A 15,832-nucleotide genomic window follows, 5' to 3' on the forward strand; every position below is an offset into this window, starting at 1 on the left:
GGAGGGGTATCGTGCTGCAGAAATAAAAAAGGGAGGCCAATGTGGCCTCCCTTTTTCATTGCGATGTGCCGTTACAAACTGGCAATCCGCGCGCGTTGCTCAGCCAACTTGCCCAAAGCCTGTTCCGCTTCAGCCAGTTTGGCGCGTTCCTTGTCGATGACTTCGGCCGGGGCCTTGTCGACGAAACCTGCGTTGGACAGCTTGCCGCCAACACGCTGGACTTCGCCCTGCAGGCGCAGGATTTCCTTGTCCAGGCGCGCCAGTTCAGCAGCCTTGTCGATCAGGCCGGCCATTGGCACCAGCACTTCCATCTCGCCGACCAGCGCGGTGGCGGACAGCGGTGCTTCTTCGCCAGCGGCCAGAACGGTGATCGATTCCAGACGCGCGAGCTTCTTGAGCAGCGCTTCGTTCTCGGTCAAACGGCGCTGGTCTTCGGCGCTGACGTTCTTCAGGTAGATCGGCAGTGGCTTGCCCGGGCCGATGTTCATTTCGCCACGGATGTTACGCGTGCCGAGCATCAGCTCCTTGAGCCACTCGATGTCGCTCTCGGCAGCCGGATCGATGCGCTCTTCATTGGCCACTGGCCAAGGTTGCAGCATGATCGTCTTGCCCTGAATACCGGCCAGCGGCGCGATGCGCTGCCAGATTTCTTCAGTGATGAACGGCATGAACGGGTGCGCCAGACGCAGCGCCACTTCCAGTACGCGCACCAGCGTGCGACGGGTGCCGCGCTGACGTTCAACCGGAGCGTTTTCGTCCCACAGCACAGGCTTGGACAATTCCAGATACCAGTCGCAGTACTGGTTCCAGATGAACTCGTACAGCGCTTGCGCGGCGAGGTCGAAACGGAACTGATCCAGTTGACGGGTGACTTCGGCTTCGGTGCGTTGCAGTTGCGAGATGATCCAGCGATCCGCCAGCGACAGCTCGTAGGCCTCGCCGTTCTGGCCGCAGTCTTCGCCCTTGTCCAGAACATAACGCGCGGCGTTCCAGATCTTGTTGCAGAAGTTGCGATAGCCTTCGACGCGGCCCATGTCGAACTTGATGTCGCGACCGGTCGAGGCCAGCGAGCAGAAGGTGAAGCGCAGTGCGTCGGTGCCATAGCTGGCGATGCCGTCGGCGAACTCGTCGCGGGTCTGCTTCTCGATCTTCTTCGCCAGTTTTGGCTGCATCAGGCCCGAGGTGCGTTTGTGCACCAGCGTTTCCAGGTCGATGCCGTCGATGATGTCCAGTGGGTCAAGGACGTTGCCCTTGGACTTGGACATCTTCTGGCCCTGGCCATCGCGCACCAGACCGTGCACATAAACGGTCTTGAACGGCACTTGCGGCGTGCCGTCCTCGTTCTTCATCAAGTGCATGGTCATCATGATCATCCGGGCCACCCAGAAGAAAATGATGTCGAAACCCGTCACCAGTACGTCGGTGGAGTGGAATTTCTTCAGGAATTCGGTCTGCTCAGGCCAGCCCAGCGTGGAGAACGTCCACAGACCGGAACTGAACCAAGTGTCGAGCACGTCGTTGTCCTGTTGCAGCGCCACGTCCGGGCCAAGGTTGTGCTTGGCGCGCACTTCGGCTTCGTCGCGGCCGACGTAGACCTTGCCCGATTCGTCGTACCAGGCTGGAATGCGGTGGCCCCACCACAGCTGACGGCTGATGCACCAGTCCTGGATGTCGCGCATCCAGGAGAAGTACATGTTTTCGTACTGTTTCGGCACGAACTGGATGCGACCGTCTTCAACGGCAGCAATCGCAGGCTCGGCCAAAGGCTTGGTGGAAACGTACCATTGGTCGGTCAGCCACGGCTCGATCACGGTGCCCGAACGGTCGCCTTTGGGCACTTTCAGGTTGTGGTCGTCAACGCTGACCAGCAGGCCGGCGGCGTCGAACGCAGCAACGATTTGTTTGCGCGCTTCGAAACGGTCGAGACCGACGTATTCAGCCGGGATCTTGCCGTCGATGCTTTCGTTCAGCGTGCCGTCGAGGTTGAACACCTGACAGGCCGGCAGTACGGCGGCGTTCTTGTCGAAGATGTTCAGCAGCGGCAGGTTGTGGCGCTTGCCGACTTCGTAGTCGTTGAAATCGTGGGCCGGGGTGATTTTCACGCAACCGGTGCCGAATTCAGGATCGCAGTAATCGTCGGCGATGATCGGGATGCGGCGGCCAACCAGTGGCAGCTCGACAAACTGGCCGATCAGGGCTTTGTAGCGCTCATCGTTCGGGTTAACCGCGACGGCGGAGTCGCCGAGCATGGTTTCCGGACGGGTGGTCGCGACGATCAGGAAATCGTTGCCTTCAGCGGTTTTCGCGCCGTCGGCCAGCGGGTACTTGAGGTTCCACAGGAAGCCTTTCTCGTCGTGGTTTTCCACTTCGAGGTCGGAAATCGCCGTGTGCAGCTTGGTGTCCCAGTTGACCAGACGCTTGCCGCGGTAGATCAAGCCGTCCTCGTGCAGGCGCACAAAGGCTTCTTTGACCGCTTCCGAGAGACCGTCGTCCATGGTGAAGCGCTCGCGGCTCCAGTCCACGGATGAGCCGAGGCGGCGGATCTGACGGCTGATGTTGCCACCGGACTGATCCTTCCACTCCCAGACTTTCTCGAGGAATTTTTCGCGGCCCAGGTCATGACGGTTCTGACCGGTGGCTTCCAGTTGACGCTCCACCAGCATCTGCGTGGCGATACCGGCGTGGTCGGTGCCCGGCTGCCACAGGGTGTTGCGACCCTGCATGCGGCGGAAACGGATCAGGGCGTCCATGATCGCGTTGTTGAAACCGTGCCCCATGTGCAGGCTGCCGGTGACGTTCGGCGGCGGGATCATGATGGTGTAGGAATCGCCCGCGCCTTGCGGTGCGAAATAGTTCTCGGACTCCCAGGTGTTGTACCAGGAAGTTTCAATGGCGTGCGGCTGGTAGGTCTTATCCATGCGCGGCGGGACCCTATTGGCATTTATTCAGGAAAAGCCGGGAAGTATAGCGGGGCATGGGGCCGAGGGCGAGCGGGGGAGGGTGGTGTGCGTTTCAAATGTGACAGGGGGCTTGCTCGCGAATGCGGTGTGTCAGGCGCCCTCATCACTGGCCGATACACCGCATTCGCGAGCAAGCCCGCTCCCACAGGGGATTTGTGGTTATTCGTATTGGCTCAAAAGCCGTTCCATTCGCGCATCGAGGCGACGTTTGATCTCGGTTTCGATGTGGGGAGCGAAGTCGTCGATCACGTCTTGCATGATCAACTGTGCGGCGGCGCGCAGTTCGCTGTCCAGGTGCAGCAGGGCATCCGGGCCTTTGTCGAGGGTCGCCGAAGGTTGCGCGGCAGGTGTCGCAGAGGGAGCCGGTGGCGGTTCGACGGCTGGCGGCTGGGTGCCGGCTGAGTCGAACAACATCGGAATCTGTTCCTGTTCACCGTCGTCGACCGTGTCGGTCAGCAGCGGTGGCTGCAGGTTGTCATCGCCGAGCAACTGGCGGATTGATTCAAGATCGTCCAGCAGGTGTGCGGACTTTTGCTGCGGTTTTGGAGTGTCCATCGCAATGCTCAGAGTCGCTGTAAACGGTGATCTTGCAGAGGATAGCCCTGTTCGCGGTAGAAACGGAAACTCTCCCGCGCAGCCGCCCGTATGGTTGGGTCCTCCACCACCACTTCCGCCACCCGGGCGAATTTGCTGGCGAAAGTCGGGACTTTCAGGTCGAGATTGACCAGCAGGTCCTGATGCTCGCCGCAGTCAGCGCCCAGTCCCAGCACGATCAAACCGTCAGGTTCGCTGTCGGCCGGGCCGTGGGGCACGAAGGTTTCGCCCTTGAACGCCCACAAGCGAGCATCTAGATCGTCACGCTGAGCGGCATCGCTGCAATGCAGGTAGATGCGGTGGCCCATGCGCCAGGCTTTTTCAGTGAGCTTGCAGGCAAAGTCCAGACGAGCCGAAGGATCGGCGCTGGGCAGGATATAAAAGTCGACTTTGGTCATTGCGGTTCCAGAGCGGCAAACGGCGTCACCTGAAAGTGACGCCGCCGCCCGTCAGCGGTTTCAGGCTTTGGCGCGATCGAGCAGGTACTGGGTCAGCAGTGGCACCGGGCGGCCGGTGGCGCCCTTGTCCTTGCCGCCGCTGGTCCACGCGGTGCCGGCGATGTCCAGGTGCGCCCAGTTGAGGTTCTTGGTGAATCGCGACAGGAAGCAAGCTGCCGTGATGGTGCCGGCCTTTGGGCCACCAATGTTGGCGATGTCGGCGAACGGGCTGTCCAGTTGCTCTTGATACTCATCGAACAGCGGCAGTTGCCAGGCACGGTCGTCGGCCGTTTTGCCGGCGCTGAGCAGTTGCTCGATCAGTTCGTCGTTGTTGCCCAGCAGGCCGGAAGTGTGTGCACCCAGTGCCACGACGCAGGCGCCGGTCAGGGTGGCGATGTCGATCACCGCTTGCGGCTTGAAGCGCTCGGAGTATGTCAGGGCGTCGCACAGCACCAGACGGCCTTCGGCGTCGGTGTTGAGGATTTCCACGGTCTGGCCGCTCATGGTGGTGACGATGTCGCCCGGACGCGAGGCATTGCCGCTCGGCATGTTTTCGGCGCAGGCGAGGATGCACACCAGGTTGATCGGCAGTTTCAACTCGAGCACGGCACGCAGGGTGCCGAAGACGCTGGCAGCACCGCCCATGTCGTACTTCATTTCGTCCATGCCGGCGCCCGGCTTCAGGCTGATACCGCCGGTGTCGAAGGTGATGCCTTTGCCGACCAGTGCGTATGGCTTCTCGGATTTCTTGCCGCCGTTGTATTGCATGACGATCAGGCGCGGCGGTTGGGCGCTGCCCTGGCCGACGGCGTAGAACGAACCCATGCCCAGCGCCTTGATCTTCTTCTCGTCGAGGACTTCGACTTTCAGATCCTTGAACGCTTTGCCCAGATCCTTGGCTTGCTCGCCGAGGAACGTCGGGTGGCAGATGTTCGGCGGCAGGTTGCCCAGATTACGGGTAAAGGCCATGCCGTTCGCGATCGCAGTCGCGTGAGTCACGGCGCGCTGCACTTCGGCCTGGGCAGCCTTGATGGTCAGCAGGGTGATTTTCTTCAGGGCACGGGGTTCGGCTTTTTGGCTCTTGAACTGGTCGAAGGTGTATTCGCCGTCCAGCAGGGTTTCTGCCAGCAGACGGGTTTTGCCGTAGCTGTCGCGGTTTTTGACAATGATTTCATCCAGCGCCAGTACGGCATCACTGCCGCCCAGGCCCTTCAGCGTGTTGAGGATGCCGGCAACGATTTTGCGCAGCGGGCGGTCGCCCAGTTCTTCATCCTTGCCCACACCGACCAGCAGCACGCGCTCGGCTTTGAGGTTCGGCAGGCTGTGCAGCAGCAGGCTTTGGCCGACTTTGCCGGCCAGATCGCCACGCTTGAGTACCGCGCTGATCGCGCCGCCGCTCAGTTCATCGAGCTGCTTGGCGGCGACGCCGAGCTTGCGGCCTTCACCGACGGCAACCACCAGGGTGGCGGTTTTCAACGTTTCTGGGCTAACGCTTTTTACAACCAGTTCCATGTCCGGATCCCTGAATGAATGATCAACACACAGGCGTTCGACGGTGTTCGCAGTCGCCTGCTTATAGATAGAAGAGGCGCAGGCCAAGGCCTGCGACAAGGGCCGCAGTTTGAACCTCGCTCACCGCGCCTGACAACCCTCGGTTGTACGATCTTCAACCGATTGCACGCGCGGATGAGTGTGCGCAGTGACAGGCGCCCTCAATCACAGGATAATGCCGCATCTTTTTTCGACGGCTCTGCCTTGCGGGCCGGTTGATGTGTTTGCTTGTTTGGCCGCCTTAGCCTGACAACCCTGGAGTGTCTGGTTTGATCGTCTTCCGTTATCTGTCCCGCGAAGTCCTGTTGACCCTCAGCGCTGTGAGTGCTGTGCTGCTGGTCATCATCATGAGCGGTCGCTTCATCAAATACCTCGCTCAGGCCGCTGCCGGCCAGCTCGATCCGGGTTCTCTGTTCCTGATCATGGGCTATCGTCTGCCGGGGTTCATGCAACTGATTCTGCCGCTGGGCCTGTTCCTCGGGATCCTGCTGGCCTACGGTCGCCTGTACCTCGAAAGCGAAATGACCGTGCTCTCGGCCACCGGCATGAGCCAGCAGAAGCTGTTTCGCATCACGCTGTTTCCGGCCACCCTGGTTGCGCTGGTCGTGGCATGGCTGAGCCTGGGCCTGGCCCCGCAAGGTGCCAACCAGTTCCAGTTGCTGCTCAACAAGCAGGACGCGCTTACCGAATTCGATACGCTCGAGCCAGGTCGCTTCCAGGCGCTGCGTGACGGCACCCGCGTGACCTACACCGAAACGCTGAGCGATGACCGCGTCAATCTGGGCAGCGTGTTTATCTCGCAGAAGAACCTCGGCGCCGATCAGAAGGATCGCGGGATTTCCGTACTGGTGGCCGAGAAGGGCCGTCAGGAAGTTCGTCCTGACGGCAATCGCTATCTGATTCTCGAAGACGGCTATCGTTATGACGGCAGCCCAGGGCTGGCCGATTACCGCGCCATCCATTACGAAACCTATGGTGTTTTGCTGCCCAAGCCGGACGTCAGCGAAGAAGTCACTGACCGCGATGCGATGCCGACATCGACCTTGCTGGGCAATGACGACATCCGCTCCAAAACCGAACTGCAATGGCGTCTGTCCCTGCCGTTGCTGGTGTTTATCGTGACCCTGATGGCGGTGCCGCTGTCGCGAGTCAACCCGCGTCAAGGGCGTTTCCTCAAGTTGCTGCCGGCGATTCTTCTTTATATGGCTTACCTGACCATCCTGATTGCCGCCCGCGGCGCCCTTGAAAAAGGCAAGATTCCACCCGCCCTCGGCTTGTGGTGGGTGCATGCGATCTTCCTGTTCATCGGTATCGGCCTGCTGTACTGGGAGCCGTTGCGCCTGAAGATGGCCAGCCGTCGCGCCGCTGCACTGGAGGTGGCTCGTGGTTAAACTCGACCGCTATATCGGCAGCAGCGTCTTCATGGCGATCATCGCCGTGCTGGCAATCATTCTCGGTCTGGCGACCCTGTTCGCCTTTATCGATGAGATGGGCGACGTCAGCGATACCTACACCCTGGTTGATGTCCTGGGGTTCGTTTTGCTGACCGCGCCACGCCGGCTCTATGAAATGCTGCCGATGGCAGCGTTGATTGGTTGCCTGATCGGCCTCGGCAGTCTGGCCAGCAGCAGTGAGCTGACCGTGATGCGCGCCGCCGGCGTGTCCATCGGCCGGATCGTCTGGGCGGTGATGAAGCCAATGCTGGTGCTGATGCTGGCCGGCGTGCTGATCGGTGAGTACATAGCCCCTGCCACCGAAAGCATGGCCCAGGCCAACCGCTCGCTGGCTCAGGGCAGTGGCGACGCGCAAAGCGCCAAGCACGGTATGTGGCACCGCCAGGGTGAAGAGTTCATTCACATCAACGCCGTTCAACCCAATGGCCTGTTGTATGGCGTGACGCGCTATCGCTTTGACAAAGAGCGCCATCTTCTGAGTTCGAGCTTCGCCAAAAAGGCCGAGTTCGATAAAGATCACTGGGAGCTCACCGACGTAGCAACCACCGTTTTCCATGACCGCAGCACCGAGGTTGTAAACACGCCCACTGAGCGTTGGGATGTGTCCCTGAGCCCGCAATTGCTGAGCACAGTGGTCATGGCTCCGGAATCGCTGTCAATCACCGGCCTGTGGGGTTACATCCACTATCTGGCGGAGCAGGGCCTGAGCAACGGCCGTTACTGGCTGGCATTTTGGGTCAAGGTGTTGCAGCCATTGGTCACCGCCGCACTGGTATTGATGGCCATTTCCTTCATCTTCGGCCCGCTGCGTTCGGTGACCCTGGGGCAGCGTGTCTTCACTGGCGTGCTGGTCGGCTTCACCTTCCGCATCGTTCAGGATTTGCTCGGCCCATCGAGCCTGGTGTTCGGTTTCTCACCGCTGTTTGCGGTGCTGGTGCCGGCCGGAGTCTGTGCGCTGGCCGGTGTCTGGCTGCTGCGACGAGCGGGTTGATGAACAAGCTTTCATCCGCCGTTTAACCCTGAAAACGCCTCGATCAACCGATCGGGGCGTTTTTGTATGCAATCCGGGTGACAGGTGAACGTGACGCTTGCGCCGTGTATCAGGTACAATTCCCGGCTATTTTTCGGCGGGCCAAGCCTGCAGCCTTTTTGAGTGTTGATCCGTGAGTGATTTGAGTCATATCCGCAATTTCTCCATCATCGCCCACATTGACCATGGCAAGTCGACGCTGGCCGATCGCTTTATCCAGATGTGCGGCGGCCTGGCCGAGCGTGAAATGGAAGCCCAGGTACTGGATTCCATGGATCTGGAGCGTGAACGCGGGATCACCATCAAGGCCCACAGCGTTACCCTCTATTACAAAGCCAAAGATGGCGTCACCTACCAGCTGAACTTCATTGACACCCCTGGCCACGTCGACTTCACCTATGAAGTCAGCCGTTCCCTGGCGGCGTGTGAAGGTGCCTTGCTGGTGGTCGATGCCGGTCAAGGTGTTGAAGCCCAGTCCGTGGCCAACTGCTACACCGCGATCGAGCAGGGCCTTGAGGTCATGCCGGTCCTGAACAAGATCGACCTGCCACAGGCCGAACCGGAACGCGTCAAGGACGAGATCGAGAAGATCATCGGCATCGACGCCGCCGACGCCGTCACCTGCAGCGCCAAGACCGGTCTGGGTGTCGACGAAGTGCTCGAGCGTCTGGTGCACACCATTCCTGCGCCGACCGGCAACATCGAAGATCCGCTGCAGGCGTTGATCATCGATTCCTGGTTCGACAACTATCTGGGCGTTGTCTCCCTGGTTCGCGTGCGCCACGGCCGTGTGAAGAAGGGCGACAAGATTCTGGTGAAATCCACCGGCAAGATCCACCTGGTCGACAGCGTCGGCGTGTTCAATCCGAAACACACCGCCACGGTTGACCTGAAGGCCGGCGAAGTGGGCTTCATCATCGCCAGCATCAAGGACATCCACGGTGCCCCGGTCGGTGACACCCTGACCCTCAGCTCCACCCCGGATGTTCCGGTACTGCCGGGCTTCAAACGCATCCAGCCACAGGTTTACGCCGGTCTGTTCCCGGTCAGCTCCGACGATTTCGAAGATTTCCGCGAAGCGCTGCAGAAGCTGACCCTCAACGACTCGTCGCTGCAATACACCCCGGAAAGCTCTGACGCACTGGGCTTCGGCTTCCGTTGCGGCTTCCTCGGCATGCTGCACATGGAGATCATCCAGGAGCGCCTGGAGCGCGAGTACAACCTGGACCTGATCACCACGGCGCCGACGGTAATCTTCGAACTGGTGCTCAAAACCGGTGAAACGATTTACGTCGACAACCCCTCCAAGCTGCCGGATGTCTCGGCCATCGAAGACATGCGCGAGCCGATCGTGCGTGCCAACATCCTGGTTCCGCAAGAACACCTGGGCAACGTCATCACCCTGTGCATCGAGAAACGCGGTGTACAGGTCGACATGCTGTTCCTCGGTAATCAGGTGCAAGTCACTTATGACCTGCCGATGAACGAAGTGGTCCTGGACTTCTTCGACCGTCTCAAATCCACCAGCCGCGGCTATGCTTCGCTGGACTACCATTTCGATCGTTACCAATCGGCTAATCTGGTGAAACTGGACGTGCTGATCAACGGCGACAAGGTCGATGCTCTGGCGTTGATCGTGCACCGTGACAACTCGCACTACAAAGGTCGCCAGTTGACCGAGAAGATGAAAGAACTGATTCCGCGACAGATGTTCGACGTGGCCATCCAGGCCGCCATTGGCGGTCAGATCGTTGCACGGACAACCGTCAAGGCGCTCAGAAAGAACGTATTGGCCAAATGCTACGGTGGTGACGTCAGCCGTAAGAAGAAACTGCTCGAGAAGCAAAAGGCCGGTAAGAAACGCATGAAGCAGGTCGGCAACGTGGAAATTCCACAAGAAGCCTTCCTTGCCGTGCTCAGGTTGGAATAGTCAGGTCCTATGTCACTAAATTTCCCGCTGTTGCTGGTCATCGCCGTGTTCGTCTGCGGCCTGTTGGCGTTGCTTGATCTGTTGATCCTCGCGCCGCGTCGACGCGCTGCCATTGCCTCTTATCAAGGCAGTGTCGGCGAGCCCGATGTGGTGGTGGTCGAAAAACTGAACAAAGAGCCGCTGCTGGTGGAATACGGCAAGTCGTTCTTCCCGGTGTTGTTCATCGTGCTGGTGCTGCGTTCGTTCCTGGTGGAGCCGTTCCAGATCCCGTCCGGTTCGATGAAACCGACCCTGGATGTCGGTGACTTCATTCTGGTGAACAAGTTTTCTTACGGGATCCGCCTGCCGGTGATCGACAAGAAAATCATCGAAGTCGGTGATCCGCAGCGGGGCGATGTGATGGTGTTTCGCTACCCAAGCGACCCGAGCGTCAACTACATCAAGCGTGTAGTCGGCCTGCCGGGCGACACCGTGCGTTACACCGCTGACAAGCGTCTGTTCGTCAACGGCGAATCGATTGCCGAGCAGTTGGTTGGCTCCGAGCCGGGCACCCTGGGCAGCGCTGAGCTCTACCAGGAAAAACTCGGCGCCGCCGAGCACTTGATCCGCAAGGAAATGAGCCGCTACCGCGCGACCCCGGATCATTCGTGGACCGTGCCGGCCGGGCACTACTTCATGATGGGCGACAACCGCGACAACTCGAACGACAGTCGCTACTGGGATGATCCCAACATTCCCAAGGACATGTTGGGCATGGTTCCCGACCAGAATATCGTCGGCAAGGCCTTTGCAGTCTGGATGAGCTGGCCGGAACCGAAACTCAGCCACCTGCCGAATTTCTCGCGGGTAGGCCTGATCAAGTAATCACACACGGCGCTGTTGACCACAGCGCCGAATGCATTTCTGGAGTCGACACAATCGGCTTCGTAATAGTCAGGATGTAATTTTTGAACACAGCGTTAATTGTCCCAGACCTGCGCCGTACCCCGGCGATGGCGGTGGAATCCAGCTTTGATCTCAGCGTGGGTAAACCGTGAGCGCCTCATTAAGCCGTCTCGAGCGTCAGCTCGGTTACACCTTCAAGGATCAGGAGCTGATGCTCCTGGCTCTCACGCACCGCAGTTTCGCCGGGCGTAACAACGAACGCCTGGAATTCCTCGGTGATGCCATCCTCAACTTCGTGGCGGGCGAGGCGCTGTTCGATCGTTTCCCGCTCGCCCGTGAAGGCCAGTTGTCGCGTTTGCGCGCACGCTTGGTGAAAGGTGAGACGCTGGCCGTGCTGGCTCGCGGTTTCGACCTGGGGGATTATCTGCGTCTGGGGTCCGGCGAGTTGAAAAGTGGCGGTTTCCGTCGCGAATCGATTCTGGCCGATGCCCTCGAAGCCTTGATCGGTGCGATTTACCTCGACGCCGGCATGGACATGGCTCGCGAGCGCGTACTGGCCTGGCTGGCGGGTGAGTTCGAAGGTCTGACCCTGGTCGACACCAACAAGGATCCGAAGACCCGCCTGCAGGAATTCCTGCAATCACGCGGTTGCGACCTGCCTCGTTACGAGGTGGTGGATATCCAGGGCGAGCCGCACTGCCGAACCTTCTTCGTCGAGTGCGAAGTTGTCTTACTGAATGAAAAAAGCCGAGGTCAGGGTGTGAGCCGTCGTATTGCCGAACAGGTAGCGGCCGCCGCAGCACTGATTGCCCTGGGCGTGGAGAATGGCAATGACTGATACAAACGCAACTCGCTGTGGCTACGTTGCCATCGTCGGCCGTCCCAACGTGGGCAAGTCCACGCTGCTGAACCACATTCTTGGTCAGAAGCTGGCGATCACCTCGCGCAAGCCACAAACCACTCGTCACAACATGCTCGGGATCAAGACCGAGGGTGGCGTGCAGGCGATCTACGTCGACACCCCCGGCATGCACAAGGGTGGCGAAAAGGCGCTGAACCGTTACATGAACAAGACCGCTTCGGCGGCGTTGAAAGACGTCGACGTGGTGATCTTCGTGGTCGATCGCACCAAGTGGACCGAAGAAGACCAGATGGTGCTGGAGCGTGTGCAATACGTGACCGGCCCGCTGATCGTCGCACTGAACAAGACCGACCGTATCGAAGACAAAGCCGAGTTGATGCCGCACCTGAGCTGGTTGCAGGAACAGCTGCCGAACGCGCAGATCATCCCGATTTCGGCGCAGCACGGGCATAACCTCGACGCGCTGGAAAAGGTGATTGCCGATCACCTGCCGGAAAACGATCACTTCTTTCCCGAAGACCAGATCACCGACCGCAGCAGCCGTTTCCTCGCCGCTGAACTGGTGCGCGAGAAAATCATGCGCCAGATGGGCGCTGAGCTGCCATACCAGATCACCGTCGAAATCGAAGAGTTCAAGCAGCAGGGCAAGACCCTGCACATCCATGCGCTGATCCTCGTCGAACGTGACGGCCAGAAGAAGATCATCATTGGCGACAAGGGCGAGCGCATCAAGCGCATCGGCACCGAAGCGCGCAAGGACATGGAGTTGCTGTTCGACTCCAAGATCATGCTCAACCTGTGGGTCAAGGTGAAGGGCGGCTGGTCCGACGACGAGCGTGCGCTGCGTTCGCTGGGTTACGGCGACCTGTAATACCGGTTTTCTGATACTCCAGAGAACCCCCCTGTGGGAGCGGGCTTGCTCGCGAATGCGCAGTGTCAGTCGACATTCACTTCGACTGATTCACCGCTTTCGCGAGCAAGCCCGCTCCCACAGTAGTTTTGGGTTGTGAGTAAAAAACGCGTTTCTTCATCGAGAATTCCATGTCGCAAACTCCACCTCCTGCCCAACCCGCCTACGTCCTGCATTCGCGCGCCTACCGCGAAACCAGCGCGTTGGTGGATTTCCTCACGCCGCAAGGTCGGCTGCGAGCGGTGCTGCGCAGTGCGCGGGGAAAGGCCGGGACGTTGGCGCGGCCGTTCGTGGCGCTGGAAGTCGAGTTTCGCGGCAAGGGCGAGTTGAAGAATGTCGGGCGCATGGAAAGTGCCGGCACCTGCGCCTGGCTCAATGGCGAGGCGCTGTTCAGCGGTCTTTACCTCAACGAGCTCTTGATCCGCCTGCTGCCTGCCGAAGATCCGCACCCGGCGGTGTTCGATCACTACGCAGCAACCCTGCTGGCTCTGGCCGAAGGCCGGCCGCTGGAACCGTTGTTGCGCTCTTTCGAATGGCGTCTGCTCGATGATCTCGGTTACGGCTTTTCCATGAATACCGATATTCACGGCGAGCCTGTTGCGCCCGATGGTCTCTACCGTCTGCAAGTGGACGCCGGCCTTGAGCGCGTTTACTTGCTGCAACCCGGCCTGTTCAACGGCGTTGAATTACTCGCCATGGCCGAAGCCGACTGGTCGGCTCCCGGCGCACTCTCCGCCGCCAAGCGTTTGATGCGTCAGGCCTTGGCCGTTCACCTCGGCGGTCGCCCTCTGGTCAGTCGCGAGCTGTTTCGCAAGCCCTAGCCCCGTGTATGCTGTGCGCCGAATCTTTCCATTCAGGAGCGCATCCGTGACCACCAGCAATCGCATTCTTCTTGGCGTGAACATCGACCACGTCGCCACCCTGCGTCAGGCCCGTGGCACGCGCTACCCGGATCCGGTCAAGGCTGCGCTGGACGCGGAAGAGGCGGGCGCCGATGGCATCACGGTGCATCTGCGCGAAGACCGTCGGCACATTCAGGAGCGCGACGTACTGTTGCTCAAGGACGTGCTGCAAACCCGCATGAACTTCGAAATGGGCGTCACCGAAGAAATGATGGCGTTTGCCGAACGTATCCGTCCGGCGCACATCTGCCTGGTCCCGGAAACCCGTCAGGAGCTGACCACCGAAGGCGGTCTGGATGTGGCAGGGCAGGAAGAACGCATCAAAGCGGCGGTTGAGCGTCTGTCGAAGATCGGCAGCGAGGTGTCGCTGTTCATCGATGCCGACGAGCGTCAGATTGCGGCCTCCAAGCGCGTCGGTGCGCCGGCCATTGAGCTGCACACCGGGCGTTATGCCGATGCCGAAACCCCGACCGAAGTCGCCGAAGAACTGAAACGAGTGGCGGACGGTGTGGCGTTTGGTCTGGCTCAGGGGTTGATCGTCAATGCCGGTCATGGTCTGCATTACCACAACGTTGAGGCCGTGGCCGCGATCAAGGGCATCAACGAACTGAACATCGGCCATGCGCTGGTGGCGCATGCGTTGTTCGTTGGCTTCAAGTCTGCCGTCTCTGAAATGAAAGCGCTGATTCTGGCGGCTGCAAAAGCTTAAGCCTCATCGCAAAACCAATGTGGGAGCCAGCAGGCTGGCTCCCACATTTGATTGAAGGTATCTGGGCTAGAGCGGGGCTGGCTCTTGAGTCGGTTTGGACTTGTCGATCCCCGGCACATGAAGGTTGCCTTCAGCCACCTGATCACCTTCAAGCTGCGGCTGGGTCACCCAAGTGAGAATGTCGTAGTAGCGACGAATGTTCGCGACAAAATGCACCGGTTCGCCGCCCCGGGCGTAGCCATAGCGGGTCTTGCTGTACCACTGCTTCTGCGCGAGGCGCGGCAGCATTTTCTTCACATCCAGCCACTTGTTCGGGTTCAGGCCTTCTTTGGAGGCCAGTTTGCGGGCGTCGTCCAGGTGGCCGCTGCCGACGTTGTACGCCGCCAGGGCAAACCAGGTGCGATCCGGCTCCTGAATCGAATCGTCGAGCTGATCCTTCATGTTAGCCAGGTACTTCGCGCCGCCCATGATGCTCTGCTTCGGATCGAGTCGGTTGGACACACCCATGGCCTGAGCGGTGTTCTGGGTCAGCATCATCAGCCCCCGCACGCCGGTTTTGGAGGTGACCGTCGGTTGCCACAGTGATTCCTGATAACCGATGGCCGCGAGCAGGCGCCAGTCGACTTTCTCTTTTTTGGCGTAGGTCTTGAAGTGCTGTTCGTATTTGGGCAAGCGTTGCTGCAAGTGCTGGGCGAACGTGGTGGCACCCATGTAACCGAGGACGTCGACATGCCCGTAGTAGCGGTCTTTGAGGCGTTGCAGGGTGCCGTTCTTCTGCACCTTGTCCAGATAGCTGTTGATCTCGTTGAGCAGGCTGTTGTCTTCGCCCGGTGCGACGGCCCAACTCTGGCTGCGCGCATCGCCGAGATCGAAGGCCACGCGGATGTTGGTGAAGTACACCTGGTTCATTGCCACTTCGTTGGAGTCGACCAGGGTCAGGTCGATCTGGCCTTCATCAACCATGCGCAGCAGGTCGACCACTTCAACCGCGTCGGACTCTTCGTATTCGATGGCGGGGTATTTCTGTTTCAGTTCGGCCAGTTGTTCGGCGTGGGTGCTGCCCTTGAGCACCATGATCTTCTTGCCCACCAGGTCACCGGCGTCGGTGGGCCGTGACTGGCCGTTGCGATAGATGATCTGCGGGGTGACTTCGAGGTAGGGGTGGGAAAACCTCACCTGTTTCTTGCGCTGTTCACTGCTGACCAGCCCGGCGGCAGCCAGGACCGGGCCGTTTGGTTTGCCGATCTGGTCGAAGAGGTCGTCGAGGTTGTCGGCGGTCTCGATTTTAAGCTCGACACCCAAATCTTCGGCAAAGCGCTTCACCAGCTCGTATTCGAAGCCGGTTTCACCGCTGCGATCCTGAAAGTAGGTGGCGGGGCTGTTCCGGGTAATCACCCGCAGCACACCATCCTCCTTTACGCGCTCGAGTGTGTTGGGTTTATCAACACAGCCACCGAGCAACAGGAAGAGTCCGGTTGCGATCAGCCATTTGGCGTACCGCGGACGCAAAGCCTTTGGGAAAAACATTTGCGCAGTATACGCAAAGGACCGCGGACGCCATATCTCGACAGTGCAGGGCTTGTCTGCTAGCGATCACAAAACCGAACG

Annotated in this window: 13 protein-coding genes; 8 read left to right on the top strand and 5 right to left on the bottom strand. The window is 59.8% G+C overall.

The window, feature by feature from the left end; all coding sequences use genetic code 11:
- Positions 1-71: 71 nt before the first annotated feature.
- The 4 genes from AACY50_RS10625 to AACY50_RS10640 all read right to left on the bottom strand — a co-directional run bounded on the left by AACY50_RS10625 (position 72) and on the right by AACY50_RS10640 (position 5,503).
- Positions 72-2,918, bottom strand: a complete 2,847-nt coding sequence (locus tag AACY50_RS10625) for a valine--tRNA ligase (RefSeq protein WP_339538540.1) — start codon at positions 2,916-2,918, stop codon at positions 72-74.
- A 201-nt stretch (positions 2,919-3,119) separates the two neighbouring features.
- The gene (locus AACY50_RS10630) at positions 3,120-3,515 is read right to left on the bottom strand and encodes a DNA polymerase III subunit chi (RefSeq protein ID WP_339432098.1); all 396 of its coding nucleotides are present in this window, start codon (positions 3,513-3,515) and stop codon (positions 3,120-3,122) included.
- 8 nt (positions 3,516-3,523) lie between these two features.
- A complete protein-coding gene (locus AACY50_RS10635) occupies positions 3,524-3,952 on the bottom strand; it encodes a DNA polymerase III subunit chi (protein ID WP_221729919.1) in 429 nt (142 codons plus the stop codon).
- 60 nt (positions 3,953-4,012) lie between these two features.
- Positions 4,013-5,503, bottom strand: coding sequence for a leucyl aminopeptidase (locus AACY50_RS10640; protein WP_339432099.1), 1,491 nt, complete (start codon positions 5,501-5,503; stop codon positions 4,013-4,015).
- A gap of 308 nt (positions 5,504-5,811) precedes the next feature.
- Here AACY50_RS10640 and lptF point away from each other — a divergent pair, with 308 nt between their 5' ends.
- From lptF to pdxJ, 8 genes are all read left to right on the top strand, one after another.
- A complete protein-coding gene (gene lptF, locus AACY50_RS10645; protein WP_221729917.1) occupies positions 5,812-6,933 on the top strand; it encodes an LPS export ABC transporter permease LptF in 1,122 nt (373 codons plus the stop codon).
- Entirely contained in the window at positions 6,926-7,987 is a 1,062-nt protein-coding gene (gene lptG, locus AACY50_RS10650) for an LPS export ABC transporter permease LptG (protein ID WP_339432100.1), read from the top strand. Before lptF ends, lptG begins: the two co-directional genes overlap by 8 nt.
- Before the next feature lie 172 nt (positions 7,988-8,159).
- Positions 8,160-9,956 carry a translation elongation factor 4 gene (gene lepA / locus AACY50_RS10655; RefSeq protein WP_339432101.1) on the top strand — a complete coding sequence of 599 codons (1,797 nt, stop codon included), beginning with the start codon at positions 8,160-8,162 and terminating at the stop codon, positions 9,954-9,956.
- Between the two features lie 9 nt (positions 9,957-9,965).
- Positions 9,966-10,820: a signal peptidase I gene (gene lepB / locus AACY50_RS10660; protein ID WP_339432102.1), complete on the top strand. Its 855-nt coding sequence runs from the start codon at positions 9,966-9,968 to the stop codon at positions 10,818-10,820.
- A gap of 169 nt (positions 10,821-10,989) precedes the next feature.
- Positions 10,990-11,679: a ribonuclease III gene (gene rnc, locus AACY50_RS10665; RefSeq protein WP_221729913.1), complete on the top strand. Its 690-nt coding sequence runs from the start codon at positions 10,990-10,992 to the stop codon at positions 11,677-11,679.
- Positions 11,672-12,574, top strand: coding sequence for a GTPase Era (gene era, locus AACY50_RS10670; protein WP_221729912.1), 903 nt, complete (start codon positions 11,672-11,674; stop codon positions 12,572-12,574). Before rnc ends, era begins: the two co-directional genes overlap by 8 nt.
- Before the next feature lie 170 nt (positions 12,575-12,744).
- Positions 12,745-13,434, top strand: coding sequence for a DNA repair protein RecO (recO, locus tag AACY50_RS10675; protein ID WP_339432103.1), 690 nt, complete (start codon positions 12,745-12,747; stop codon positions 13,432-13,434).
- Positions 13,435-13,480: 46 nt separating this feature from the next.
- Positions 13,481-14,224 (top strand): pyridoxine 5'-phosphate synthase, encoded by a 744-nt coding sequence (gene pdxJ / locus AACY50_RS10680; protein WP_129389552.1) that lies wholly within the window; start codon positions 13,481-13,483, stop codon positions 14,222-14,224.
- Positions 14,225-14,290: 66 nt separating this feature from the next.
- Here the strand turns inward: pdxJ and mltF are convergent, their stop codons facing one another.
- Positions 14,291-15,751, bottom strand: a complete 1,461-nt coding sequence (gene mltF / locus AACY50_RS10685) for a membrane-bound lytic murein transglycosylase MltF (protein WP_339432104.1) — start codon at positions 15,749-15,751, stop codon at positions 14,291-14,293.
- Between the last annotated feature and the right edge of the window lie 81 nt (positions 15,752-15,832).

This window comes from Pseudomonas sp. RA_15y_Pfl2_54, from assembly GCF_963971015.1.
Lineage (GTDB): Bacteria > Pseudomonadota > Gammaproteobacteria > Pseudomonadales > Pseudomonadaceae > Aquipseudomonas > Aquipseudomonas baetica_A.

What these genes read in the sequence shown, in the direction of transcription:
- era (WP_221729912.1), top strand. Translation starts at nt 11,672, where the DNA reads ATGACTGATACAAACGCAACTCGCTGTGGCTACGTTGCCATCGTCGGC.
- AACY50_RS10625 (WP_339538540.1), bottom strand. Translation starts at nt 2,918, where the DNA reads ATGGATAAGACCTACCAGCCGCACGCCATTGAAACTTCCTGGTACAAC.
- mltF (WP_339432104.1), bottom strand. Translation starts at nt 15,751, where the DNA reads ATGTTTTTCCCAAAGGCTTTGCGTCCGCGGTACGCCAAATGGCTGATC.
- AACY50_RS10640 (WP_339432099.1), bottom strand. Translation starts at nt 5,503, where the DNA reads ATGGAACTGGTTGTAAAAAGCGTTAGCCCAGAAACGTTGAAAACCGCC.
- lepB (WP_339432102.1), top strand. Translation starts at nt 9,966, where the DNA reads ATGTCACTAAATTTCCCGCTGTTGCTGGTCATCGCCGTGTTCGTCTGC.
- recO (WP_339432103.1), top strand. Translation starts at nt 12,745, where the DNA reads ATGTCGCAAACTCCACCTCCTGCCCAACCCGCCTACGTCCTGCATTCG.
- AACY50_RS10635 (WP_221729919.1), bottom strand. Translation starts at nt 3,952, where the DNA reads ATGACCAAAGTCGACTTTTATATCCTGCCCAGCGCCGATCCTTCGGCT.
- AACY50_RS10630 (WP_339432098.1), bottom strand. Translation starts at nt 3,515, where the DNA reads ATGGACACTCCAAAACCGCAGCAAAAGTCCGCACACCTGCTGGACGAT.